Origin of the sequence: Clostridium sp., assembly GCF_036642255.1 — a bacterium.
GTDB lineage: Bacteria > Bacillota > Clostridia > Clostridiales > Clostridiaceae > Clostridium_J.
On the sequence record NZ_JAVWDJ010000012.1, the window covers coordinates 70,925 to 96,041 of the forward strand.

The 25,117-nt window shown below is 29.8% G+C and carries 23 protein-coding genes and 1 pseudogene; 11 read left to right on the plus strand and 13 right to left on the minus strand.

Translation table 11 applies throughout. The annotated features are described in order from the left end of the window. Nucleotides 1-179: TSUP family transporter (locus RR409_RS08920; RefSeq protein WP_332557427.1), on the plus strand; the 179-nt coding region annotated here is incomplete at its 5' end. Nucleotides 180-363: 184 nt separating this feature from the next. Here RR409_RS08920 and RR409_RS08925 read toward each other — a convergent pair. Beyond that, nucleotides 364-609 carry a hypothetical protein gene (locus tag RR409_RS08925; RefSeq protein WP_332557396.1) on the minus strand — a complete coding sequence of 82 codons (246 nt, stop codon included), beginning with the start codon at nt 607-609 and terminating at the stop codon, nt 364-366. 248 nt (nt 610-857) lie between these two features. Next, nucleotides 858-1,826 carry a DUF523 and DUF1722 domain-containing protein gene (locus RR409_RS08930; protein WP_332557397.1) on the minus strand — a complete coding sequence of 323 codons (969 nt, stop codon included), beginning with the start codon at nt 1,824-1,826 and terminating at the stop codon, nt 858-860. A gap of 94 nt (nt 1,827-1,920) precedes the next feature. Here RR409_RS08930 and RR409_RS08935 point away from each other — a divergent pair, with 94 nt between their 5' ends. Beyond that, nucleotides 1,921-2,232 carry a hypothetical protein gene (locus RR409_RS08935; protein WP_332557398.1) on the plus strand — a complete coding sequence of 104 codons (312 nt, stop codon included), beginning with the start codon at nt 1,921-1,923 and terminating at the stop codon, nt 2,230-2,232. A gap of 262 nt (nt 2,233-2,494) precedes the next feature. On the opposite strand, the gene RR409_RS08940 is transcribed toward RR409_RS08935, so the two are convergent. After that, a complete protein-coding gene (locus tag RR409_RS08940) occupies nt 2,495-2,962 on the minus strand; it encodes a pyridoxamine 5'-phosphate oxidase family protein (RefSeq protein ID WP_332557399.1) in 468 nt (155 codons plus the stop codon). A 317-nt stretch (nt 2,963-3,279) separates the two neighbouring features. Between RR409_RS08940 and RR409_RS08945 the strand changes: the two genes are divergently transcribed. From RR409_RS08945 to RR409_RS08960, 4 genes are all read left to right on the plus strand, one after another. Beyond that, on the plus strand, nt 3,280-4,152 hold the full coding sequence (locus RR409_RS08945; protein WP_332557400.1) for a nitroreductase family protein: 873 nt from the start codon (nt 3,280-3,282) through the stop codon (nt 4,150-4,152). Nucleotides 4,153-4,327: 175 nt separating this feature from the next. Continuing rightward, nucleotides 4,328-4,801 carry a hypothetical protein gene (locus tag RR409_RS08950; RefSeq protein WP_332557401.1) on the plus strand — a complete coding sequence of 158 codons (474 nt, stop codon included), beginning with the start codon at nt 4,328-4,330 and terminating at the stop codon, nt 4,799-4,801. Nucleotides 4,802-5,050: 249 nt separating this feature from the next. Beyond that, nucleotides 5,051-5,788 (plus strand): glycerophosphodiester phosphodiesterase, encoded by a 738-nt coding sequence (locus RR409_RS08955; protein ID WP_332557402.1) that lies wholly within the window; start codon nt 5,051-5,053, stop codon nt 5,786-5,788. Further along, complete coding sequence (locus tag RR409_RS08960) at nt 5,775-6,986, plus strand: MFS transporter (protein WP_332557403.1); 1,212 nt, start codon at nt 5,775-5,777, stop codon at nt 6,984-6,986. Before RR409_RS08955 ends, RR409_RS08960 begins: the two co-directional genes overlap by 14 nt. Nucleotides 6,987-7,163: 177 nt before the next feature. Here RR409_RS08960 and RR409_RS08965 read toward each other — a convergent pair whose 3' ends face one another. Together RR409_RS08965 and pepF are read right to left on the minus strand one after the other, a co-directional pair. Continuing rightward, nucleotides 7,164-8,471 carry a hypothetical protein gene (locus RR409_RS08965; protein ID WP_332557404.1) on the minus strand — a complete coding sequence of 436 codons (1,308 nt, stop codon included), beginning with the start codon at nt 8,469-8,471 and terminating at the stop codon, nt 7,164-7,166. A 415-nt stretch (nt 8,472-8,886) separates the two neighbouring features. Beyond that, nucleotides 8,887-10,686, minus strand: a complete 1,800-nt coding sequence (gene pepF / locus RR409_RS08970) for an oligoendopeptidase F (RefSeq protein ID WP_332557405.1) — start codon at nt 10,684-10,686, stop codon at nt 8,887-8,889. A 336-nt stretch (nt 10,687-11,022) separates the two neighbouring features. Between pepF and RR409_RS08975 the strand changes: the two genes are divergently transcribed. After that, the gene (locus RR409_RS08975) at nt 11,023-12,162 is read left to right on the plus strand and encodes an aldo/keto reductase (protein WP_332557406.1); all 1,140 of its coding nucleotides are present in this window, start codon (nt 11,023-11,025) and stop codon (nt 12,160-12,162) included. A gap of 1,290 nt (nt 12,163-13,452) precedes the next feature. Here the strand turns inward: RR409_RS08975 and RR409_RS08980 are convergent. Together RR409_RS08980 and RR409_RS08985 are read right to left on the minus strand one after the other, a co-directional pair. Continuing rightward, nucleotides 13,453-14,388, minus strand: a pseudogene (locus RR409_RS08980) (glycoside hydrolase family 25 protein); the annotation flags it as partial. Between the two features lie 256 nt (nt 14,389-14,644). Further along, entirely contained in the window at nt 14,645-15,994 is a 1,350-nt protein-coding gene (locus tag RR409_RS08985; protein WP_332557407.1) for a Na+/H+ antiporter NhaC family protein, read from the minus strand. A 308-nt stretch (nt 15,995-16,302) separates the two neighbouring features. Here RR409_RS08985 and RR409_RS08990 point away from each other — a divergent pair, with 308 nt between their 5' ends. Next, complete coding sequence (locus RR409_RS08990; protein WP_332557408.1) at nt 16,303-16,860, plus strand: hypothetical protein; 558 nt, start codon at nt 16,303-16,305, stop codon at nt 16,858-16,860. Nucleotides 16,861-16,888: 28 nt separating this feature from the next. On the opposite strand, the gene RR409_RS08995 is transcribed toward RR409_RS08990, so the two are convergent. Next, nucleotides 16,889-18,304 carry a DUF3298 and DUF4163 domain-containing protein gene (locus tag RR409_RS08995; protein ID WP_332557409.1) on the minus strand — a complete coding sequence of 472 codons (1,416 nt, stop codon included), beginning with the start codon at nt 18,302-18,304 and terminating at the stop codon, nt 16,889-16,891. Between the two features lie 314 nt (nt 18,305-18,618). On the opposite strand from RR409_RS08995, the gene RR409_RS09000 reads away from it, so the two are divergent. Beyond that, on the plus strand, nt 18,619-19,065 hold the full coding sequence (locus RR409_RS09000; RefSeq protein WP_332557410.1) for an aromatic acid exporter family protein: 447 nt from the start codon (nt 18,619-18,621) through the stop codon (nt 19,063-19,065). A 140-nt stretch (nt 19,066-19,205) separates the two neighbouring features. Here the strand turns inward: RR409_RS09000 and RR409_RS09005 are convergent, their stop codons facing one another. Both RR409_RS09005 and RR409_RS09010 read right to left on the minus strand, forming a co-directional pair. Beyond that, nucleotides 19,206-19,349 carry a CPC_1213 family protein gene (locus RR409_RS09005; RefSeq protein WP_332557428.1) on the minus strand — a complete coding sequence of 48 codons (144 nt, stop codon included), beginning with the start codon at nt 19,347-19,349 and terminating at the stop codon, nt 19,206-19,208. 80 nt (nt 19,350-19,429) lie between these two features. Further along, nucleotides 19,430-20,809 (minus strand): 8-oxoguanine deaminase, encoded by a 1,380-nt coding sequence (locus RR409_RS09010; protein WP_332557411.1) that lies wholly within the window; start codon nt 20,807-20,809, stop codon nt 19,430-19,432. A 396-nt stretch (nt 20,810-21,205) separates the two neighbouring features. Here RR409_RS09010 and RR409_RS09015 point away from each other — a divergent pair, with 396 nt between their 5' ends. After that, nucleotides 21,206-21,580 (plus strand): hypothetical protein, encoded by a 375-nt coding sequence (locus RR409_RS09015; protein ID WP_332557412.1) that lies wholly within the window; start codon nt 21,206-21,208, stop codon nt 21,578-21,580. Nucleotides 21,581-21,708: 128 nt separating this feature from the next. On the opposite strand, the gene RR409_RS09020 is transcribed toward RR409_RS09015, so the two are convergent. Then, nucleotides 21,709-21,987 carry a metalloregulator ArsR/SmtB family transcription factor gene (locus tag RR409_RS09020; RefSeq protein WP_332557413.1) on the minus strand — a complete coding sequence of 93 codons (279 nt, stop codon included), beginning with the start codon at nt 21,985-21,987 and terminating at the stop codon, nt 21,709-21,711. 191 nt (nt 21,988-22,178) lie between these two features. On the opposite strand from RR409_RS09020, the gene RR409_RS09025 reads away from it, so the two are divergent. After that, complete coding sequence (locus tag RR409_RS09025; RefSeq protein ID WP_332557414.1) at nt 22,179-22,712, plus strand: rubrerythrin family protein; 534 nt, start codon at nt 22,179-22,181, stop codon at nt 22,710-22,712. Between the two features lie 102 nt (nt 22,713-22,814). On the opposite strand, the gene RR409_RS09030 is transcribed toward RR409_RS09025, so the two are convergent. Together RR409_RS09030 and RR409_RS09035 are read right to left on the minus strand one after the other, a co-directional pair. Continuing rightward, nucleotides 22,815-24,209: an MATE family efflux transporter gene (locus tag RR409_RS09030; RefSeq protein WP_332557415.1), complete on the minus strand. Its 1,395-nt coding sequence runs from the start codon at nt 24,207-24,209 to the stop codon at nt 22,815-22,817. Next, nucleotides 24,193-24,936: a GNAT family N-acetyltransferase gene (locus RR409_RS09035; protein WP_332557416.1), complete on the minus strand. Its 744-nt coding sequence runs from the start codon at nt 24,934-24,936 to the stop codon at nt 24,193-24,195. Before RR409_RS09035 ends, RR409_RS09030 begins: the two co-directional genes overlap by 17 nt. Between the last annotated feature and the right edge of the window lie 181 nt (nt 24,937-25,117).

Below are 25,117 nucleotides of genomic sequence, written 5' to 3' on the forward strand. Positions count from 1 at the left end.
CTTTTGCTTTTAGTGGTTCAATTAACTATAAAATCGGATTAATGGTGGCTGTGTTCATGATAATTGGAGCAAGAGCTGGTACAAAGTTGGCTATAAATAAGGGTGCTAAAATTATAAAACCTATATTTGTAACCATGTCTCTCGCAGTAGCCTTAAAAATGTTATTGAGTATTTTTTAGTGTGATTTCAGATACAAAAAAGCTCCTCTCTTTTTAAGAGAGGAGCTTTTTTCTAAAGTAAATTAAATGGAATGTCTATATTCTCATGTAATTGCTGTAATAAAAACCTAATTCATTATTTAAATGAAAAAAAGAGCATCCACTTAAAACGGTAAATGCTCTTTTTTTCATGAGATAATGATTGCTATAAAACTTTTTTTAGTTCTTCAAACCTATATTCTTTTATAAGCTTATTTTTAGCTTCGTCTATCACAATAAGTTTAACTTTATCTTCTTCTACCTTTAAAACTTTGCCCTTTTGCTTTGTACCAATGACATTAACTGGAGAACCTTGAACTATTTCTTTTAAATAGTTTCCATTGCAATAGCAGCACTTTTCATTGTCACTCATTATTCTTTTGCAATCTACACAATAATAAATTTTATTCATATTAACATCGCCCCCTAAATAAATGAATTATATGAATCCTAAGTCCTTATAATTTTATTCAGGGACAACTAGTTTTTTCTTTTATTTGATATTGTTTACACTTTGTTAACATTTGCTTTTATAATAGCATTATGGAAGTTTAAGTCTGTAGCTTCTATACCCTTCATCTACTCAGCTTAGGAAAGTTGCTTTTGTGGTAACCTAAATATGTTTCAAAAGTTGTTAGTCTAGATCAACTTGCTGCGACTTTAATGAGTTACCTTACCTGAATCTCTTAACTCTATCAATTCCTCTGGATATGGCGAAAAAAAGCTTTGATTTAATAACCGGTGTTCATTGAACCTAACTACATAGGACTTAATAACATATAGTGGCACACTGAAAGTCAAGTTACCATTTCTATATTTATCAATAGTATCCAAAATGAAGATTTTTTCACTATGGGAAAGCTTATCACTAAAATATCCCATAGCCTTCATAAGTACATTTATGTTAGAGGTATATCTAGGAGCTCTAGAAAGCAATTGATGAAGCCCTTCGCCATAAAGCTTTAACACTTCATCATCATTTTTTTTGTCATTGTTCCCAAGGATATTTCCTAAATATTTTAAATATTTTTGGCTATATGCCATAAATAATAATTTATTTCTATTGTGAAAATCCATGAGATTTTTCAAAGATTTTTCACTTTTTAAATTCCTAAATTCTGATAAAATATATATTTTTGTTAAAAAATGCTCTCTAATTTTGAAATCCTTAAGTCTACCTTCATCTTCCATGGCTAGATGAGGTAGCTTTTCTTGTGCTGCTACAGCAAAAAAGCCTTTTCCCTTGTTTGAGCTCCTTCCCTTTTCGCCGCTTGGATAAATCTTAACATCCTTCATTCCACAGGAAGGAGATCTGCTTTTTAAAATGAATCCATCTATTTCTTCTAATGAAGACAAAAAATCTGAAGAAAATTCATACATAGCTTTTGATACATCTAGTCCCGTTTTAGGTTGAATAAGAGCTACTCCTTCTTTATTTTGTATAATTCTAATAGGATCTCTTGGAGTTTTAAGCCCTATAGCAGTTTCAGGACACACAGAAATAAAATCTACATATTTATCTAACTTCTTAATAAACTCATCATTTTGTATACCACCATTATATCTGCATGGCTCAAAACCTAAGCATTTGCTAATAACTATTTTTGGTCTCACACTACCCTTTTCCATATGTATTTTCCTCCTGATAATAAGGTAATTCTATTGTTTGTACTAATTTTATGGTTTATACTATAGAAAATACTTATAAGTAGAGGAGTTCACAATGTATAATATTTTATTTTTTATTATAATCATTGTAATAGGTTTTTATATTTCTAAAAATAACTATAAAACTAGAGCTAGCACCATTAATAAAAATTTACTAGAATTTGGTCACGAAATTATTAGAATCTATTATAGTTTGAATGAGTCACAGCATAGCATCTTTAAAGAGTGTCTAACTTCAAAAGAAACTATAGTGTTAAATAACTTATTAAATAATAGTTATGAAAATAATGCCAATATAAATAATCTTCAAGGCTCCATGCTCGTTATGGAAGAAATAATGAAAAAATTAAAAAGCATAACTAATTAAATTTTCCATTTAATTAGTAAAAAGGTATAGGTCTAAACACCTTGATCCTGTTATTTCAAAACAACTGCTATTATTAATGGAAAGTAAAAGGTCTGTGTTACAATGGAAACTATTCATTGCAACACAGACCTTTTCCGTTATTTAATTAAACTTCAAGTAATCTTCTAAAACATTATATCTAAATACTTTATCTTTAGAGTACTCGGCACCATTAAAACTTTTGTATACAGTATTAATTTAGAGATATTCTATTTATTATTCATTATCTTCTAGCTGCTTTACCAGTTACTTGGTCAATTTTTATCTTTACCACCTTAGTTAACTTCTGGTCATTCTTAATATATTGCAATCCGCTTTCCATAAAGTCAGGAGAATATTTTTCTAATAGAATCTTTAATCCCTCTATTTTTTCCTCACCTTCAATTAAGGATGCAGAACCAAATACTACAACACTTTCAAAGTTAGTGCTAAAGTCACTTGGCAATAATTTCGTGGTACCAACTACAGTAAAGCAAACCTTATTATTAAATAGTATGTTATTTATTTTATGTCCTTCTGTAGCCCCGTGAAAATAAAGGTTTCCATCTTTATATCCATAGCTTAATGGAACACCGTAAGCATATCCATTTTCACCTACAGTAGATAAAATTCCATATTCACCCTTTTGCAATAGTTCTAGTGCTTCTTTTTCGTCAGTAGCCTTATCTCTTCTCCTCATACTTTTAAACATTTTTATTTCCCTCCTATTTATAAATGTAAAAAAATTCATTGTTTATCAGATTGAATTTTATTTAATGTTTATTAAATTTAATTAAATTCTCACTGTTTAATTGCAAAAAACATTAATCCTTGTATTCAAACAATATAAATATATTCTTATTTTTATTGTTATTTATGTATTTAAATTGCTTGAAATTCACATTATATAATTGTTAATTTTTATAATTACTTTTTAATATATTTACAATTATATAATATTTAACAAAAATAATATATGATTTTCTACACATACTAAGGTTAATTGAATTTTTTAGTGAGGTGTCAGCCATGGAATACAATTCTTTGTTCCAATCAATTTATAAACGTTGTTCTGTAAGAAAGTATCAAAGTGAACCTTTAGCACATGGGTTACTTAAACAGGTAGAGGAACTTACCCACTCTATGCCTAGACTTGATTCCTCAATTTCAATGAAAGTCCACCTTATAGAAAATGGAGCTAAACTTCATAATATCTCAAGAGGCATTATAGGAAGTTATGGGAAATTTAATGCACCTCATTACTTTATAGTTAGCTCTGAGGAAAAACCTTGGTATATGGAAAATGTAGGTTTTTCCTTAGAATATTTAGTTTTAAAACTTACCACTTTAAACTTGGGTACTTGTTGGATAGGCGGCTTTGTTAAAAAAAGTTTATTAAACGATATTATAGAAATGCCTGAAAATCATGTACCTATAATAGTTATTGCTTTTGGTTATCCTTTAAATCCTGATAAACTTACTAATAGAAATTTAAGGTTGAATTTATTAGATGAAATTGAGGCTATACCGGATAAATACTCTGATCCTACTGAGAAGTTGGTGGCAGCAACTAAACGTAAAGAAATTGATGAAATAGTTTGTGGGGATTTAGATGAAGTATGGCTGAGCATAATGGATGCAGTAAGGCATGCACCCTCTGCGATAAATAGTCAACCTTGGAGATTTCATAAAATAAATAACGAAATACACATTTATGGCATAAAGAGAACAAAAGTAGCTCAAACTTTAGAATATATTAATAAAATTGATCTTGGCATCGCTCTTTGTCATTTAGTAGCTGCAGCTCAATTAAAAGGAAAAAAATTAGAGTTGAAAGCTATGGAGAATATGGATAAAAAAGGGCTAAATTATTTTATTTCTGTTATTGAACATAAAAATTAGAAAAAAAGGCAAACTATTTCTATAGTTTAGCTATGTTTAAGAAGGACATTGTACCTTTTTCCCAATTTAAAGGTATCCTTCTTCAGAATGTGCTTTTGGTATGTATAGTTTATTTCTATAACAAATTACCCAAAATAAACTTATTCAATATTAAATTTAGATAAGGAGTGGTATTATGAAATTATGTAAGGTATTATCAACTTCTCTCTCTATAGTTGGTGCTGTTGTGATTATGGATAGGCTTGCAGATCTTGTTTCTACAGCGCACAGAAAGCAAATTAGCAAATGTTTAAGTAATCTAGATATAAATGCTAGTGGAATTTCAAGTGATATTGATGATGACTGTTGTTGTAGCGGTACAGTTGAAATTAAAAAACCTAGGGAAAGTAAATATAGTCTTCACAAGATTTTTCCTGATATAAAGAAATATATGAATCCTTATGCATCAAATGAAAAAGAAAACTTTACTTTCCAGTACAGTATTAAAGTAAAGCCTTTTGAAGAATCAATGTACAATGAAATGAACAGTTACGCATCAACTATGGAGCATGGTGAAAAGGATACAACCAAAGTTAATATTGATGATGAATTATCAGATGAGAGTATAAATGAAGATATAATAGGTGATGCATCCTTAGGCACTATATAAAATAATTTTATTGCACTAAAAACATTTCCCCATTTTCTAGAAGTAGTATAAATAAAATTAACATATAATAAGTATCAAAAATGTCCATCTAAATACTATATAAAAAGGCATCTAATAAAGCCAAACTGCTTGTTAGATGCCTTTTTATTATGTACCAAAATGTTGCAAACCAAAACAAGGATTTTATTAAAGGTTGTTGAATAAAAGAGGTATGAACCTAGTAAAATTAACAAAAGGAGCTGATATAAAGTGACAATAAATTATGGTCATAGAGGAGCCAGTGGATATTTACCTGAAAATACTATGGTTGCTTTCGAAAAAGCTGTAGAAATGGGTGCTACTGGAATAGAAACCGATGTACAAATGACAAAGGATGGCATATTAGTTTTAATTCATGATGAGAATGTTAATAGGACAACGCATGATGTGGGGCTTGTTAAGGACTTTACCTATAAGGAATTAAAAAAACTTAATGCTTCAAACTATATGAAAAACTATTCTAATAGAACTGAAATTCCTACCGTAGAAGAATTTATTACCTTTGCAAAAGAAAAAAATATAACCGTTAATTTTGAAATCAAAAGTGGTGTTATTCTTTATCCACAAATAGAAGAAAAACTTATTAATTTAATATATAAAGAAGACTTTGAAAAACAGGTTATTCTTTCGAACTTTAATCACTATTCTATTGTAAAGTGTAAAGAAATCTCTAAAGAAATAAGAACAGGAATTTTATATATGGAAGCCCTTTATAGGCCTGAGGAATACTGCAAACAAGTAGGTGCTGATGGTCTTCATCCATACTATTACGCTGTTAATAAAGATATACTCGAAAGTGCTCATAAAGAGGGTCTTATGGTAAACCCTTTTACTGTTAATGATGAAAATACCATGAAAGTGCTATTATCCATAGGGGTTGATGGAATTATTACTAACTATCCTGATAAATTAAATAAAATCATGGAGGATTTTTATGGAAAAGCTTAATTACAAGAAAACTTTTCTTTTGGGTTTTGGTTTTTTTGCCATTGCCATAACTTGGTCTGTTTACAATGCCTTTATGCCCATTCTACTAGGTAAGTACATTGTGAGTTCAGCTCTAATAGGTTTCATTATGACAGTAGATAACTATTTAGCCCTTTTTATTCAGCCTGCCGTAGGAATTTTTAGTGATAGAATAGACACGAAGTTTGGAAAGCGTATGCCTTTTTTAATGGTTGGTATGCCTTTGGCTATAGTTTTTACATTCTTAATAAGCAAACACACAAGTCTTGCAACTTTGATTTTATTTTTATTACTTATGAATCTATCTATGAGCCTATTTAGATCACCTGTAATCGCTTTAATGCCCGATTTAACCCATGAGAAAAACAGAAGTAAGGCTAATAGCATAATTAATTTTATGGGAGGTATCGGTTCTCTTATTGCATTCTTCATTGGTTCTATCCTTTGGGGTTTTAGCAGTTCCTATCCCTTTTATTTAGCTTCCTTTTTGATGCTAGTTTCTTTTGTTATTTTATTTATCTTTATAAAGGAAAAAAGAGATGTGCTTCAATACAAAACATCTGAGGAAAAAATACACATTTTTAAAGGACTTTCTAATGGACTAAAAAACAAAAATACAAGACTCTTACTTTTTGCAGTTTGCTCTTGGTTTATTGGATATAATGGCATAGAAACTTTCTTTACCCGTTATGGTGAAAAGTTCTTAGGTGTTCTGCCAAATGTAGCCTCAATGTCCTTTAGTTTTATGTCACTTAGCTTTTTAGCCTTTGCAATTCCTGCTGGAATCGTGGGCACAAAAATTGGGAAGAAGAAAGCCATTACCCTTGGTATATCTGGATTAATTTTAGTATTCTTAGTGCTAGCTAATCTAAGATCTATTTTGTTTATTAGAATTGCCTTCTTATTTGCAGGGTTCTTCTGGGCTATGATTAATATAAATTCCTATCCTTTTGTTGCAGAAATGGCCCCAGCAGGTTATATTGGCACCTATACAGGACTTTATTATTTATTTTCATCTATAGCTGCAATTATTTCGCCTCCACTTTTAGGGGCAATTATGGATACTATAGGTTACAAATTTATGTTCTATTATGGCAGTGTATTTTTTATTCTAGCCTTCTTTTTCATAAATATGGTGAAAAGTGAAAAGCAAAACCATGTTAATACTTTAAATAGTTAGGATAAATTTTGAATAAAACTTTAAGTGCTTCAGGTTAATTAGGTATTTCATATCTGAAAATAAAAATCACTATAGAACTTTGATTCCATAGTGATTTTTAAATTTATTTAATTGATTTTATTATCGTATATTAATTCCCTGTTCTTTAAAGGTAATTAAATAGAGAAAAAGATGCTCTTAGATAAATCTATTTAAGCTTGAAGTAGTGTTTACAGCATATCTAAAAACTATTCTCTTTTCTGTTTTTGGTGCTACATTCACTAAAAACTCAATATTGTTAGCATCTTTTTTAATAAACCTGTCTGTAGAACTCAACATTCTCCAGTCGCCACCAATGTAATGAATAGCCTTTACAACAGCATTCTCATTTCCTGTATTTTTTATTAATATTTCATATTCATATTCTTCGTAGTCAGTAAACCTCTTATAATCTACCTGCTTCTTCTCAAATACAATATTGAAAGGCCTCCCTAGCTCCAATTTAACTAATTCTTCTTCAGGAGTTGACTCTAACAAATCTTCTCCGATAAACTCTAAAGACCCCTCTCCTCTTACTCTGTCATAAACCTTGGCAATACCACTTGGAAGGGGCATTCCTAGATTATTTTCCTTGGAGTTTTTAAACTCTATCACTGTAACTAATTCATCACTACCGTAGGGATTAGTGTAATATTTAATGTACCTAACACTTCTACTAGAAAATAATCTAATCTGCTTTGAAGTTTCATTATTTAAATCAGTGGGAGTATCATGATTGTAAATATAATAATCACCAAGGCTCGCTGGAGCAATATCTGCTTGAACAGCTGATGATTTTAATGCCATAGCGCCTTTAGCTTCATAAGGTATAATTGGGCCATTTCTAACTCTTTTTATATCTCCTGCTACTAAGCTTAAATTAGTATTTTTAAAATCTATCCCAGTATTATTAGTTACCTTTCCCCAACATTTTAAATCTAAGTATTGTTCACTATGAAGTTCAACTGTATAATTTGCACTCCAATTTAATGCTCCTGTGATATATGAGAGTGAAAATTTTCTACACGCAGTAGGAAGGATTTTTAAAATTAATGTTGATCTTAAAACAAAACCTTCTGGTAAACAAGGTAGTATTATCTCTCCTTTTGGACTAACGTAAACTTCATGAGTTTTTATGTCTTTTATTATATAACCGCCATAATTAGATAAGAGTATTCCACGAAATTTTTTATTGCTATCTGGATCATAAAATACTACTTCTTTGCCAAGGAATTTCTCAAGTAACTTCCCCGGTTCTAAAGTGTCAAAATCATAATTTATCTCATATGGCTCGATATTTTCTGTTATGATTGAATCAACTTCTATAACCCTCGATACATCCAAATAATAAATTACTCTTTCTCCACTACACAAATTTAATTGTCTTTCTTCTCTTACCACCCCAAAGGTATTGTATACCACCACCGATTGGTTTATAATATCTTTTTTGCTTGAAACATAAGCCATTTTATTACCTCTACCTAAAAATACTTTCATATTAATATACGAAATTTCTTTAATTTTGTACTTACTTTATAATGATAAATTTGTTTTAATACTTTATTTATAGAAATATTAAATTCTTTAGCTATAATTTCTTCGTATATTTCATGCTAGATGATTAGCTTTTAAGTACAGCTACGTTTCCCTTGAGTTTTTTTAATTGTAGTTTTAAAAAGAGTTACTTTATTTAAAGAAAAAAGCATATATTTACACACCATTTAAAAAGGCAGTTAGCTATATGTGATTTAGACGTTGAATATAGACCCTTGTTATACTATGCCTTACAACGACTTTCTGTAATGAAAATTTTAATTTTCCATTCATAAAAAACACCGTATAAGTAACATTTTTAATACTTATACGGTGATATAAACTTAAATTAAATTTCTCTTTCTAACATATCTATTAGCTCATCAAATCTTCTTATAGTATCCTCCAATGGCTTTGGTGTAGTCATATCTACCCCTGCATTTTTTAGAATGTTTATTGGATAATCGCTTCCACCAGCTTTTAAGAATCCTTTATATCTTTCTACATCTTCCTCTGTACCATTTAAAATTATTTGAGAGAAAGAGTTTGCAGCTGCAAAACCTGTTACATACTGATAAACATAAAAATCTCTGTAGAAATGTGGAATTCGTGACCATTCCATGTCAATTCCCTTATCTACAATCATGGACTTTCCAAAATATTTTTCATTTAACTCATGATATATCTTGCAAAGTTCTTCACTGGATAAGGATTCACCTTTTTCCATCTTTTCATGAGTTATAAGTTCAAACTCTGCAAACATGGTTTGTCTAAACACTGTAGTTCTAATTCCTTCAAGTTGCTGATTAATTAAGAATAATCTTCTATCCTTGTCTTTTTCATTCTTTATTAGATAGTCCATTAATAAACACTCATTAGTGGTTGATGCTACTTCTGCACAGAAAAGTACATAATCAGCATAGATATAAGGTTGGTACTTTCTTGAATAATAAGAATGAATACTATGCCCCATTTCATGAGCGAGGGTTGAAACGTCATTGATTTGATTCTTATAGTTTAAAAGTACGTAAGGCATGGAATTATAGCTTCCACTTGAGTATGCCCCTCCACGTTTTCCTTTGTTTTCATATACATCTATCCAGCCTTCTTCAATACCTTCTCTAAAAATCTTTAGATACTCCTTACCAAGAGGGTTTAATGCCTCTTCACATAGCTTTACTCCTTCTTCATACTCTACATTAAATTCTGCTGCATCTATCAAAGACACATATAAATCATACATATGAATTTCTTCAAGCCCAAGCAATCTTTTCTTTAAGTCTACATATCTATGTAGAGAACTTAAATTATTATTAATGGTATTTACTACATTGTGATAAACCTCTACTGGTATCTTATCTGGTTTTAATGAGCTCTCCACTGCAGAATTATATTTTCTTGTTTTAGACTTAAAAATGAAATTTTTATGTGAAGCAGTGTAGGAGGTTGCCACTGTATTTTTAAACTTTTCGTAGGTTCCAAATAGAGCTTCAAAAGCTGCTTTTCTAACTTCTCCATTTTTACTTCTAATAAACACTGCATAATTACCCTCAGTGAGCTCTACCTCATTTCCTTCTTCATCCTTAATAACAGGGAAGGTCAGATCTGCATTAGTTAACATATTAAACATATTTCTTGGAGCACTTAAGCAATCACTAACAGAGGCAAGAATTTTTTCTTCTGCTTCTGATAAAACATGAGGTTTTTTCTCCATAATTTGCTCAAGGAAAAATTCATAAAGCTTAAGTCCTTGTTCTTCTGAAATAAGTTTTTTAATTTCAGCTGTATCCATTTTTAAAATCTCTGGTAAAAAGAAAGAAGTTATAGCACTAAATTCAGCTCCATAAGTAGAAATTTTATCTTGCATAACCTGATATTTTGAATTTGCCGTATCTTCATCACTTCTTAGGTGAGCATAAACAGCTAAATCTTCAAATAAATTAGAAGCTTCTATATATTTATTTAAATATTCTAAAAGTGAGTTACTTATATTTAATTGGCCTTTATATTCATCTAACATTGGTACAAGTCCTTGAAGTTTTTTAAAGTCTTCCTCCCAAAGTTCATCACTAGAATACATCTTTGCAACATTCCATTTATATTTATTTGGAACTTCTCCCCTAGTTCTTAATCTTTTAACTTCACTCATGATAGCCTCCTTAATATTTGTAAATTTAGATATATTTTACCATATTAATGAATTAGATGCATTTATTTCTATATAATTTCTGTTATAATATAGGAGAGATTTATATTAAAATCATTTTCTCATGAATTTTACTCTCCATTGTTTTAGAAAATGAATATATTCAAACATTAATTCATTTTCTAAAAAATACACTTTGGTAGCGCTTTAGAATTCCTAACAGAAGTACTCAATAAATTCGAAGTCGTTCATTATATGAAATATAAAATGAATTTCTAAACTCTATTTAAGAGTATATGCAAATAAACTTAATTTTATAAATTTTAAGGAGGATAAAAAATGCAATATAGAAAATTTGGTCAATGTGATTTTACAGTTTCAACCTTAGGCTTCGGCTCTATGAGATTCCCTGTTATAGATAATGATTCATCAAAAATAAATGAGGAAGAAGCTATTTCAATGATTAGGCATGCAGTGGATAATGGGGTTAATTATATAGATACTGCTTACCCATATCACAGTGGTAATTCTGAGATCTTGGTAGGAAAAGCTTTACAAGATGGTTACCGAAAAAAAGTAAGACTTGCTACAAAATCTCCTGTTTGGCTTATTAAAGAATATGCTGATTTTGAAAAATATTTAAATGAACAACTAACAAAACTTCAAACCAATTACATAGATTTTTATTTGTTACATGCACTAAATAAAGAACGTTTCGAAAGTTTAAAAAACAATAATGTTTTTAAATTTTTAGATGAAGCAATTGTTAGTGGAAAAATTAAATATGCAGGATTTTCATTTCATGATGAAGAAGATGTTTTCTATGAAATAGCAAATAGTTATCCTTGGACCTTCTGTCAAATTCAACTAAATTATATGGATGTAGAATATCAAGCAGGATTAAGAGGACTTAAATACGCAGCGGAAAAAGGTATGGCTGTTGTTATCATGGAACCCCTTAAAGGTGGAAAGCTAGCTGGAACTCCTCCTACAGAAGTCAAGGAGCTATTTGAAGGTTATGATAGCAATCGAACCCCTGCACATTGGGCTCTAAAATGGTTATACAATTTCCCTGAAGTTACCACAGTACTTAGTGGAATGTCCACCATGGAGCAATTGAAAGAAAATCTTATAATAGCATCTCAGTGCACTGAAAACTCAATGAATAATGAAGAATTGGAAATTATGAATAAAGCTAAAAACGCTTATTTAACATTAACTAAGGTTAATTGTACTGGCTGTAACTACTGCCAACCTTGTCCATTTGAAGTTGATATTCCGAGAAACTTTGAGATATATAATGAAGGGCATATCTTTAACACCTTAGAAAATTCCACCCATGTATATAATAACCTAATGCCTAAAAATAAAACTGCAGCAAATTGTGTTGAGTGTGGAAAGTGCGAAGATGAATGTCCGCAGAACTTGCCTATAAGAAAGCTTTTAAAGGATGTTCACAACTCCCTTAGTAAAAAATAGCATATTTTATACATGTAAGAACCTAGAGTTAACCTTTAACTAACCCTAGGTTCTTTATTTTACCTTACATTTCTTTTTCTAGAATCTATCATGTTTCTTTTTCTTTTTGCTGTCAGAATGATAATTAGGATGATATAAATAGTTTTGATTTTCTTCATGATACTTGTGATTATCATGATATTTCTCGTGCTTGTCGTGTTTATCATGTTTTCCATGGTGACCATATTCTTTATAATCATGATCATAAGGACTTATTTCATATTCTTTTGTATCATACTTGCAGCCAAAACATTCTTTTTGAATCTTTTTGCTCTTTTTATGCTTCTTACATTTTTTACACTTCTTATGTCTATTATCAAATTGATTTTCTGCTTGGCGACGATATTGGATTTCTTCTATATAATTCTCACTTATCTCATTTGAGCTAAATTTACCATCTCTATCTTCCTTCTCATAATCAAAATTATCCTCTAAATCTTGATTTAGTTCAGGTACTGGTGCATTTACCTTCTCATCCATGTAGTAATCCAAGTTTATAGAACTTGATTCTTCTTTCTTATCTTCATCATTACTAAATAAATTTTCATCTAAATCTTTATTATTTCTATACTTCCAGTTCTCTTCATAGTTATAATCTTCAAAGGTTAAATCAAAATCCTCAAAGCTTAGATCATAATCTCCAAAGCTTGGTGTACTGCTTATATTATTGTCATAGTATTGATATTTAAAGTTATTTCTATTTGGATCACTATTGGTTTCACTGTTGTATTCATTACTATAGAAATCTAAATCATATGCATCATCATCAAAATCATAGGAGTTTTGATGATATCTAGAAGGATACTTTTCTTCTATCTCAAAGTCTTTAAAGCCATCAAAATCTTCAAAGTAATCATCTTCGAATTCCTCTTCTAAGTAATATTTAAATACAGGTCTACCATTAAAGCTTTTAAAGTTATTTTCAACATTCCTATACTCAATGTTATTATTTACATCAAAATCATCATTCTGTGAAACTAATTCATCCTCATTAAGGTCAAAGAAATCAATAAAATCGGAGTCCTCAATATCAAAATTGTGGAACTGTAGTTCTTCTTCCCTAGCATTATATTCAGTAGAATAGGATTTTTTAATAAATTTATCATCTAAATAATCTACTGGGTCCTTATATTCACTTGTTGAAATTGGTTTGATGGATGTTGATTTTCTAACAGTATTATCTTTCTTTACATTATTATTCATCATACTATCTTCTCCAAAATCATTTTTTATATCAGTGTTTCTAAAAGTAACCTGTGCAACAGCTCTTCTTGGGGAAAAATCTCCATCAAGATCAAAGGCTTCAATAGTCATTTCGTACCTTTCGTTAGGTCTAGGAGTTTTTGCAAACTTAAAAGTATAGGAAGTAGCAGTTTTAGGTAGCGTTGTAACATAATTAGAATTTATGAAAATATTGTAACCATTTAAGTCCTCATCTCTATTTGCATTCCAAGTTAAGTAAATTTGATCCCCTGAAGGTACCCCTCTGAAGTTAGTAACAATTGCTGGTGGTTTTAACCAATCTATACTTGTTGGCCCATAGTTTAGATCTACTGGTGGGTTAACCCCTGGGAATGTTCCACTTTCAGTATATTGCCATAATCTCCATCTAGTCCATCCACCTGCGTCTGGTGGGAATGGTGGGTTACTTGGAATTTCTTTATACATTGCAATCCAAAGTGGCATGTTTGCAAGAATATATCCTTTTGTTGAGTGACGGAAGTTATTGTATAATTCAATGAAAAATATTCCAGTATAAATCATAAGTCTTCTTCTTGTTCTGCGTTCGAATCTCTTTCTAAATCTATCTGTCCAATCTAATAGAGTATCAGTAGAAATGGATTTATCTTGTGGTGTTTCTATGTCAACTACTGGGAATAAATCTCCATAATTCCCTGGCCCATAGGCCTCTTGAAGAACTCTAATAAACTCATCACATTGAACATCCGCAGTTGTTAAATCTGCAGAAGGAACGGCATAATGATATGCTCCTGTAAGTACTCCTACTTCTCTAAATCCTCTTACATATTCGTAGAACATGGTATCTACTCTGAATCTTCCTGTACCTGAACTAGATCCACGTAAGTAACAGTAATTTGTCCTAGATGCTACTAAGGCATAATTAACCTGCCCTCTAAACTGATTTACGTCTGGGCCTATTATATTAGCAAAAGTCGCGTTTTGCATATTATCCTCCAATATAGCAGTATTTCACTTAATATAATATTGTTGCTTAAGTTAATTTGTTACACAATTATGGTGACTTTTATACTTTTTCAAAAATAATCTTTCAATTCTTCAATAATTTCTACTAAATAATGTATTTTCATATTTACCCACTGATGTATGTGGGGTACTAGTACTTGTAAACCACGGCCAAATTTATATAAAACAAAAAATACGAAGAATTTTTTAACTACTCTTCGTACTCATCTTATATTATTTATCCTTCAATTATGTTGCTTGAAGACTTCTTTATATTCTTTTTACTCTTAAAGTACAAAACAATAAAATTAGTTATTGGCAATAGTATGCAATAAAAAGAAAATAGAATTGCCTTAGGTCCAATTTGAAGATTTGTCAATGGAACTAATACTGCAACATTCCAAGGAATAAGTGGTGCAATAACTATAGCTGTATTCTCTAAATCCATAGCTAATTTGTATTTATCTACATTGTTATCATTATAGATATTTTTCATAGTTATGTTTGTAAGCATCACAGCTAATACTTGAGTACATCCAACCATTGAGCTGACTATGCTGGTTAAGGTAGTAGCTAAAAATAATACATCTCTTCTTTTTATTTTCTTCAATGGCTCTTCAATAAACTTTAACATATTAGCACCTTCAAAAATTCCTGTAAGTGCAGAGGACATAAATACTATTAAGGAAAGCTTCAGCATAGATAATATACCACCACCCCTGATAATACTAAATAGTGGATTATTTTCTGGCAACTCAAATCCTATGATTAAGGTTTTGATAATATTGCCTATGCTATAATCCTGTACAAAAAAAGCAATAACTGAGGCAGTGATCATGCTTATTAGCATTGAAGTTTTAACCGTCACTTTAAAAATTGATAATACCATAATAATTATAGCTGGAATGAGTACTATGATATCTATTTTAAAATAATATGTAATTTCCTTTATTATATTTGAATTGCTGTAATCTAATGGTTGTTTCAAGGATAATAAAGTGTATATTAGACTTGCTACTATAAATGGAATCACTGATGAAACTATCATATTCTTAATATTCTTGTATATTTCTGTATCAGTAATATTTGCAACTAAATTTGCACTTGAGGACATTGGAGAACATCTATCTCCAAAATATGCACCTGATAATATAGCACCAGCTATTACAAATAAATCTCCCCCTCCAGCTCTTGCCATCACCATTAAGGATATCCCTACAGTTCCAATAGTTCCAAAGGAAGTTCCAATTAACATTGATACAAGTGATGAAAGTATAAAGGCACTGATTACAAAATAGCTGGAATTAATTAAATTTACACCATAATACACAATAGCTGGTACCGTTCCTGAAGCCATCCATGAGGAAATTATTGCTCCAATAAGAATAAAAATTTGAAGCACTATAAAAGATTTTTTCCCACCTTTATAAGCCATTGACAAAGTTTCTTTTAGAGTTAACCCTCTTTTAATTCCTAATAGTACAAAAATAGTAAGGACTATACTTAAGGGTATAAGAATATCAATCCCCTTGGCCACGCTAAAAATTAAAATACTGGCTGACAGCACTAAGCCTAAAATTACATCCATAAAATCCCCTCTTTAAATCTAAGTTATTTTTATATGTGGTTTTATAATTTTTATTATACCAATCTTAAATTCCATTACTTAACAATTTAAAATTCTTAATAATATTGAAAAAATTTATTTTCACCAAAATCCTAATAATATCTTAAACCCTTCATAAATTAATTACAATGAATTTTTGTGGCATAGATTCTTTTGAAATATATTCTTCTAATTTCATATTACTATTTTCTAATTTTTACCAATTAAGAGGATTTTTTGTATTTTTGTAGAATATTAAGTAATAAGTTTATTCTATGAGGTGAGATATTATGAGTAATATAAAGTTTTTTTATTTTCCCCAGGATATTTTATTATTTTTAGTTAGTTTTATTGCATTGCTATTATTTAAAATGAATTTGAACCTAGCTTTGTCTATATTCTTTTCTTTAGCCGCTGTAGTATTATTTACATTATGGATTTTCCTGAAATTAAAAAGATTCAAAGAAACTGAAGAATCTATTAGAATAGTTAAACTCTTAGAAATTCAAGTATTGGAATCCACAGAAATAATTCAACAAATGTTTTTATATTTAAACAACAATTTAAAAATTTCCACCAGTAATATAATTATTAACAACGAATGGTTTGACCACATATTGATATTGCGAAAAAGTTTAACAGAAGGAGAACTTCGCCAAATTATAGATTTAATGTATCACTTTGATTCTCTTCAAAAAAACTATAACCATTGGGCAAATGTTGGTGATGACACCTTAAGAGATATCTTAAAATCAAATCTTTCACCAGGTACAAGTGAACTTGTAGACGAGGTGAATTCTGTTAGAAATATTGTGATAAAACTAAAATTGAACTTATTCATAAATTAAAGGTAGCTAAATTAGCTACCTTTAATTTTTATTTTTCTAAAAATCCTTCATTAACATATTTGCTTATTTTATAAAAGGGTATTGTAAATTCAGGTGTATAGTATTCCTTAGCCGCAATTTCACCAAGAGGGAAAGTTATTATTAAGTTTCCATTCTCAATATAAAATTCCGTATTTTCATTAATGCTTTGAAATTTATAAATATTCTTGTATCCCATTTTTTTCTTAATATCTTCAATTTGTAATTTTATTTCATTATTTATAATTGAAATATAATCTGTACCTGGCTTAAATAAGTCTTTCAGCTTATAATTATCTCCAGTAAGTAAATTAAGATTATAACCTTTATGAAATAAAACATAATTTTCTGTAGTGCCGTTATTAGCCGAATATGTGATAACAATACTCATTAGGTTCTCATTAACATGATAGTTTTTAAAATAAGTGGAGGCACCCCAGTTTTTAGGTTCTCCATACTCATTTTTTTCATTTTTATTTTCGTTGGAAGTTTTTTTAATTTCATCATTAAATTTAAAAACGTCTTCCTTTATTCTTGTATTAATTTTGTCCATAATCACCTTGTTTTCCATATTGGCTATGAAAGGATATAAAAGATAAGCCTGGAAGTTACCCTCATCTTTAATATATGATTCAGTTTTAATGCTTATAGGGTCTTTTTTTATGTTAATATTCTTTTTCAGTCCATTTTGGAAAACACTATACGGTATCTTAAACTGTGGTATTCCAGCGGCATAGGGTGCAATTTCATACTCACTAAAATATACTACTAAATTATCATGATCTAAATAGAAGCTTTGATCATAGGGGATACCATTAAAATTCTTTATTGTTTCAGGGAAATAGTTTTCTGGCTCTGTTTCAATTTCTTTTCTTATCTGTTTTAAAATTATATCTCTATAATTTTCATTGTTATCAAAAAAATCTTTTAAAACTCCAACCTTCCCAGTATTTAAATCAAAATTATATGTTAATTGGGTTGTGCTACCATGGGCTCCTCCAGTATATTGATAAATTATTAAGGTAAGGCTTAAAATATTATTATCCTTATATGTTTCCATATAGTTAGATGTAACTACATATTGTCTAACATCATAACCACTTTTTTTATTCATCTCAGCATCTTCTTTTGCCATTTTTTCTATAGAGTCTCTTATAGATAAAATAGTACTTTGAATTTTATCGTTGATAGATTTTTGAACCTCATCATTTCCTAATCCAGAAATCACTGGAATGTCAACTTTTACAGAAATATAATCATTTTTATACTCAGTTATATTGGAAGTTATGTTGGCGTTATTCTTCATTGTCTTTATAACATCTTCTGAAGTTACAAAGATGCATGAAGATTGATTAATTCCATATACTGGGAAGGAAATGTTAATAATAAAAATAATAATTAATAATAAGACCTTTATTTTCCTCATGGTATCACCCCTTCTATTTTACAATTAGTTTACCCACGAAAAAAACAACTACACCTATTTCACACAATTTTTTTCAACTCACTTCCATTACTAAACTTTTTTATTTTCCAGTATATTTTTCCTAAAGACAATTTTTATACTCCTGTACTTCTGCACTCCTTATAATTTAGCAAAGATATAATCATAATAAACTATAAATAAATCCAACACGTTATAAATCCTAAAATAATACGGAAGTTGTAGTAACATGTTCTATTTATAACATAAGAAAAACCTATATACTCAATTTTATATTAAATTTAAGGAGGATTTTTATGCCTAGATTAGGATTAAGAACCATTAAAACTTCCATCTCTGTTTTCTTCTGTATGGTTATAAGTTTCATGCTTGGCATTGACCCATTTTACGCTTGCATTGCAGCAGTTTCTACTACACAAAGTTCTATTCAGTCCTCATTTTTAATTGGTCGTGATAGAATGCTTGGCAGTGCCATTGGCGCGGTTTATGGAGTAACTTTTTCTTATTTTGGTCAAAATAGTTCATTCTTTACTGCTCTTGGACTACTTTGTGTAATATATACTACCACTTTATTAAACAGTAAAGGTGCTGTTAATATTTCATGTATTGTGTTAATTGCCATTATGGTTGAGCCAACGGTTACTTCTCCTCTTCAGAATGGCATAGAAAGACTTCTTCAAACTTTGCTGGGAATTGTAATTGCTGTATTAGTTAACGTTTCATTATTTCCACCTAAAACATAAACCCTTAGCTTAAATTAATGTGCTAAGGGTTTATATTAAAAAATTAATAATTTGATTATATTCAATAATCTTAGGGTGTGAGTTTAAGTTTTTATCCACATTCAAGAGAAGTATAAGCTTTCGGATTCAATTAAAGTTTGTTATATTTTAAAATCTCTTGGATCATCATCATTTACTCTAGGCTCTCCGAATACAGCTCTAGCGCTTTCAGCTTGCGGATCATGTTTTATATTTTTCTTTTTAAAATGACCATCATGTTTTCTATTTTCCTTTGTATCCTTCATTTTTGTCATATGAACACTCTCCTCTCTAAAATTAGAGTATCCACTTAAATTTCTTTTATTCAATTAATACGAAGCCAATTTTAACCTAAATATTTTTTTATGAATCTTTCTTTTTTAACTATATTTTTTGCAATTTCATGTGCATCTTTTCTCACTTTTTCTGTATCTATAGTTAAGAGAATTCCATCTTTAACAACAATTTTTCCATTCACTATTGTATGCTTAACAAAGCTTGAATTTCCACAACAAACAATTGAAACCAGTGGATCATGACATCCAGCATATGCAATGTCATTTAAGTCTAAAACAATAATATCTGCTGCTTTGTTTATATCTAAGTAACCTGTATCTTTTCTTCCTAAAACTTCAGCTCCTCCTCTAGTAGCCATTTTTAAAACTTCATAAGCTGTAAGTCCTTTATCTCCATATTTTAAATGGTTAAGTAAATATCCTCGTCGAACTTCTTCCCACATATTCGACCCATCATTAGAAGCGCTACCATCAACTGCAATACCTACTGGTACTTTAGCATTTACTAATTCTGTAGTTCTACAAATGCCGCTTCCAAGCTTCATATTAGAGCTTGGACAATGTGCAATACCAGCACCTTTAATGGCTTGAATTTCTCTATCATTTAAATGTATTCCATGGGCAAACCATACATCTGGACCAACCCACTCCAAATCCTCCATTAACTCCACTGGTCTTCTTCCATATTTCTCAATACAAAACTTTTCTTCATCCAAGGTTTCACATAGATGAGTGTGCATCATTACGCCCTTTTTACGAGCTAAATCTTTTGTTTCTCTCATTAATCTGGCGCTAACAGAAAAGGGTGAACATGGTGCTAAGGAAACTCTTGTCATGGCATAATCATTATAATCATGATATGAATCTATTAATCTCTCAGAATCCTCTAATATATCCTCTTCCTTTTGCACTACACAATCCGGTGGTAGTCCTCCGCCACTTTTTCCTAAGGACATAGATCCCCTTGTAGCATGAAATCTAATTCCAATTTCCTTAGCTGCATTAATCTGTTCATCAATTAATTTACTGGAAGTAAATTGAGGAAATACATAATGATGATCCATTGTAGTTGTACATCCAGTCCTTAATAATTCACTAAATCCTACCATTGCTCCATGATATATTGCTTCTGGGGTTAAATGTTTCCAAAATTCATAGAGCCCTATTAGCCATGGAAATAATGGCATGTCTTGAACTTCCCTTATTCCCCTAAATAATGTTTGATATAAATGATGGTGAGTGTTAACGAAACCAGGCATAACCACCAAGTTATTACATTTAATTACTTCTGCATTTTCTGGGATACTTAGATTTTTTCCAATACCAATAATTTTATTATTCTCTGTGAGTAAGTCCACATTTTTTAATATATCATTGTTGTCATTCATTGTAATAAGATAAGATATTTCTTTAAATAAAATAGTAGCCAAAGATATTCCTCCCAACAAAGGTGATTTAAGATACTTAATATTATGTAAGCTTCATAAATTTAATGACAACAATAATAAATATTTATACATTTTACGCATATGTCACATAAGTTTGCTTATATAATATATTAATAATAGGTAAGCAAATGCTTTATAATTAAACCTACATTTAAGGATTAAGTTTATTATCACTAAATTGAATATAATAATTATTGTTCAGTAATAATTATATTTATAAAATTTTCTAAATATTTATACAATTTAGCAAGCTAATGTGTTATTATATACGTATACTATTTTATAAAAGCGTTTTTTTATATGTTTATTAAAAGTAACTTATTTAATATTAGATAAGCTACTTTTATTATATAGTGAAAAAAGAAGGGAGTTGTTTTTATGGCAGAATTTAATTTGTCAACTATTGAAGCTTTTCAAATTTTGGATGAAAATCCAACCTTTAGAGCTGTTAATCCTGAAGGTCATACTTTAGAATTGAGGGGTCCTGAAAAGTTTATTATTCATCGCCGTATAAAATTAGCAAAAGATAAACATGTAAGTTTAAGTGATAGATGGAGAGTTGTAAAGCCAATTCCCTATGAATTAGCTAATAATCTTTTTAAACGACTTAGAACTGTAGAGTGTAGATTTGATGATGGAACTAAAAAGTTCTATAATAAAATGCCTGACAATGGTCATGTAATCATTGAAAGTGATTTACCTTATTGCAAGGATTGTCTATGGTATTGCTATAGCTATTATGATGAAAACTAGCAACAACGAATAATTATGAAAAATCAAGAATGCATTAATTATTTTACACCTTAGACCTTTAACTTCATCAATAGTTAAAGGTCCTTTGTTTTAAATTATAAAGAACCCAGATAACGATTTATCTGAGTTTATGCATTAAGAATTTCTATTATTTTTTCTACTTTAGAATTGCATACAGAATAAGAGATTTCAGTGCCAACTCTCTCACCTTTTACAATCCCTGCAACTCTTAACTTTTGTAAGTGTTGAGACACTGTAGATTGTGGCATTCCTAAGCAGTTTTGCATAAAAGAAACATTGCAAGTGCCCTTGTTAAGTAATCCATTAACAATACACAATCTTACTGGATGGGCTAGAGCTTTGAGAATCTCTGCTTCATCATTATATTTATTGTAATTTGAATCCATACTTATACCTCACTATTAATTGTTAATTATATTATATACTATATTCATAATACTATTAGTAATACTATTAGTAATACTATTTGTATAATATGTTAAAGTAACCACAATGTCAACAATTTATGTAAATTTTGTAACATTAACCACTACTTACAAGTATATTATAATAGATATTTCTTTGTGGAGGTTAATAAATGGCACTTGAAGGTTCTCAAACTGAAGTGAACTTGAAAAAAACCTTTGCTTCTGAAGCAAGAGCGGTAACTAGATACCAACTTTTTGCGGAAAATGCCAGAACAGAAGGCTATGAATTTATAGCTAGAGTATTTGAAGAGACGGCATCACAAAATTTAGCTCAAGCAAGACAAGTTTATGGTCGCTTTCTTGGAAGGATAGAATCACTTCAAGAAAATCTTAAATCTTCTGCTGATTTAGAAAATGCTGAGCTTAATGTTTATCTAGATTATGAAAGAATTGCCACTGAAGAAGGGTTAACTGATATTGCAAATTTCTATAGAGAAGCAAGAGTAGTTACGGATTTACATTATAGGCAATTTAATGACATTTACACTAGGTTGGCTAATGGCACACTTTATAGTCGTAATGTAATACAAATTTGGCAGTGCATGAACTGTGGATATCTTCATGAAGGAAAGGAAGCACCTACCTTTTGTCCTTTATGCTTTTTTCCTCAAGGTTGGTATAAATTATTACGACCAGATTATTAATTGTGTACTTAACATGATATTACAATGGTTTTGCCTTATCTTTTTCTAACATAAAAAAATCCTATTAGACTTTTTATGGTTGAATAGGATTTTTTTCTTTAGCTATTTAATTTTTACATGTTTCCATTTTCCTGTTTTAAATCTCCAATATACCATTACCCATCTAAATAATTGATCTAAAAATACTGCTATCCATGCACCTATTAATCCCATATTAAAAATATTAATTAATAAATAAGCAAGAACAACTCTTATTCCTAAAATTCCAATGCCCGTAGATAACAGTGGAAAAGTTGTATCTCCTGCTCCTCTTAATGATCCTACAATTATAAAAGCTGAAGATTGAAACGGTTGCATTATAGCAATAACTCTTAAAGCATCAGTACCAGCTTTTATCAATACTTCATCTCTTGAATATAGTCCAAGTATCTGCGGTGCAAAAAAGAAAAATCCTACCCCTATTAATGTTGCTAGGATAGATCCTATTTCTCGTGCCTTTGATACATAAGCTTCTGCTCGATTTGAGTCTCCTTCTCCAAGAATTCTTCCTGTTAGTGAAGCAGATGCAATTGAAAAAGATTGCCCTGTAGTAAAAGAAAGACTTAAGATATTTAAACAAATCTGATGAGCAGCAAGGATTACTGTGCCTAAACCTGCAACAGTTTTAGTAAATAACATTATTCCTAGCCTAAGCATCATCATTTCAATTGAGGAAGGAACTCCTATTCTAATAAAGTTTTTCACTATATCTTTATCAAATTCAAACTTCTTTTTTAAATTCAGTTTAATTCCTGTTTTACCTCTAAGGAATAAACTTACTATCATAATTGTTGCTACTATTTGGGAAAAGCAAGTTGAAATTGCTGCTCCTGTAACTCCTAATGCTGGGAAGAAAAACATACCGTAAATTAACAATGCATTACCTACAACATTTAGTGCATTTACTTTAATATTTATTTTCATTGGAGTTTTAGTATCACCTACACCCCTTAAAACAGCAAAAAGTGAATTATTTACACCTTGAAATAAAAATCCAAACATAATTATTCTAAAGTACCAGATACCTATCTCTATTGTCTCAGGTTCCGCACCCATAAACGCCATTATTTCACCTGCAAAAACTTGAGCAAGAATACATAATGGAATTACTAAAAATACTAAGTTTATGAGAACTATATGCTTTACTGTGCTTTCAACACGGGCTTCTTCCTTTCTTCCCATATATCTAGCTACAATTGCAGTACCACCTATATTTAAGGCTTGCACTACGGCTAGTCCTATAAATAATGGTTGATTTGTAATCCCTACTGCTGCTACTGAAGCTGCTGCTTCAAATGAGTCATTTATTCTTCCTAACATTATCATATCTACCATTGAAAATAAAGATCCTAAAAGTGATTCTAAAAGAACTGGCCATGCTATATTTACTACATCTTTAGTAATAGGGTCATTAAAATTACTCTTAAGTAATATTTTATTTTTAAGAGTGTTTAACATTCAAAATTCCAAACCAATAAGCTGTTCCTAACTCTTTAAAGCCGCAACCTTGAAACAACTTAATAGCTGGTATATTTTCCTCTGTTATATAAGCTATTGGAGTAATATCCTCACTCACAAGCTTTCTACATAAATCTAAAGTTACCTTTTTACCATAACCTCTATTACGATATTCCTTTGATGTATATAGCATTCCTATAGAATTATTATTATGAACCATGGCAGAGCTTATTAAAGTGTCATTTGCATATAATGCAGAACTAGGCCTTTTTTCTATACTATTTATAATATAGCTTAATCCCTCCTGCTCCTTATAGGTGTAATATTCATTAATTTTTTCGGCATCTTTTATATGTATTTTATCAAGGGTTCCAGAATCATTATTTGATATGCACTTCTTTGGTAAATAATAAACAAAGCTCTTGCTTACCCATTGAAGCTTATATTTTTCCTTTAATTCTTTATAAATCCCTTCGCTTACTACAGCAAAACTCTGATGTTGGTTACAAAAGTCACACTGATCAAGTTTATCTAAAAAAGTTTTTTCTATGTAATAGATATAACTAAAATGATCATCTTTTACTATTACTCCTGTAGGACTTTCTTCATTATCAGTAAAAATACTACATTGTGGCTCGTTATGAATAATGCTTATTATCGCACTATTTTCCAATTCACTTTTCTTAAGAAAACTTAATATCTTTCTCTTATCGACAACCTTAACCACACTAATCTCCTCCTTTCAATTTACTTATAAAACATAATATTATTTATATTCCACATTACAATAAAAATCCCTTTTTAAATTTAAAAATATTAAAAAGACATCACATTAAAAATAAGTGATGCCGAATATAACTTTAAATATTAAATTGTGTTAACTTATTTAGCTCAAAGATGTATTATTA

Coding starts and splice junctions, on each gene's coding strand:
- RR409_RS08925 (WP_332557396.1), bottom strand. CDS start 609: ATGAATAAAATTTATTATTGTGTAGATTGCAAAAGAATAATGAGTGAC.
- RR409_RS08930 (WP_332557397.1), bottom strand. CDS start 1,826: ATGGAAAAGGGTAGTGTGAGACCAAAAATAGTTATTAGCAAATGCTTA.
- RR409_RS08935 (WP_332557398.1), top strand. CDS start 1,921: ATGTATAATATTTTATTTTTTATTATAATCATTGTAATAGGTTTTTAT.
- RR409_RS08940 (WP_332557399.1), bottom strand. CDS start 2,962: ATGTTTAAAAGTATGAGGAGAAGAGATAAGGCTACTGACGAAAAAGAA.
- RR409_RS08945 (WP_332557400.1), top strand. CDS start 3,280: ATGGAATACAATTCTTTGTTCCAATCAATTTATAAACGTTGTTCTGTA.
- RR409_RS08950 (WP_332557401.1), top strand. CDS start 4,328: ATGAAATTATGTAAGGTATTATCAACTTCTCTCTCTATAGTTGGTGCT.
- RR409_RS08960 (WP_332557403.1), top strand. CDS start 5,775: ATGGAAAAGCTTAATTACAAGAAAACTTTTCTTTTGGGTTTTGGTTTT.
- RR409_RS08965 (WP_332557404.1), bottom strand. CDS start 8,471: ATGGCTTATGTTTCAAGCAAAAAAGATATTATAAACCAATCGGTGGTG.
- pepF (WP_332557405.1), bottom strand. CDS start 10,686: ATGAGTGAAGTTAAAAGATTAAGAACTAGGGGAGAAGTTCCAAATAAA.
- RR409_RS08975 (WP_332557406.1), top strand. CDS start 11,023: ATGCAATATAGAAAATTTGGTCAATGTGATTTTACAGTTTCAACCTTA.
- RR409_RS08985 (WP_332557407.1), bottom strand. CDS start 15,994: ATGGATGTAATTTTAGGCTTAGTGCTGTCAGCCAGTATTTTAATTTTT.
- RR409_RS08990 (WP_332557408.1), top strand. CDS start 16,303: ATGAGTAATATAAAGTTTTTTTATTTTCCCCAGGATATTTTATTATTT.
- RR409_RS08995 (WP_332557409.1), bottom strand. CDS start 18,304: ATGAGGAAAATAAAGGTCTTATTATTAATTATTATTTTTATTATTAAC.
- RR409_RS09000 (WP_332557410.1), top strand. CDS start 18,619: ATGCCTAGATTAGGATTAAGAACCATTAAAACTTCCATCTCTGTTTTC.
- RR409_RS09005 (WP_332557428.1), bottom strand. CDS start 19,349: ATGAAGGATACAAAGGAAAATAGAAAACATGATGGTCATTTTAAAAAG.
- RR409_RS09015 (WP_332557412.1), top strand. CDS start 21,206: ATGGCAGAATTTAATTTGTCAACTATTGAAGCTTTTCAAATTTTGGAT.
- RR409_RS09020 (WP_332557413.1), bottom strand. CDS start 21,987: ATGGATTCAAATTACAATAAATATAATGATGAAGCAGAGATTCTCAAA.
- RR409_RS09025 (WP_332557414.1), top strand. CDS start 22,179: ATGGCACTTGAAGGTTCTCAAACTGAAGTGAACTTGAAAAAAACCTTT.
- RR409_RS09030 (WP_332557415.1), bottom strand. CDS start 24,209: ATGTTAAACACTCTTAAAAATAAAATATTACTTAAGAGTAATTTTAAT.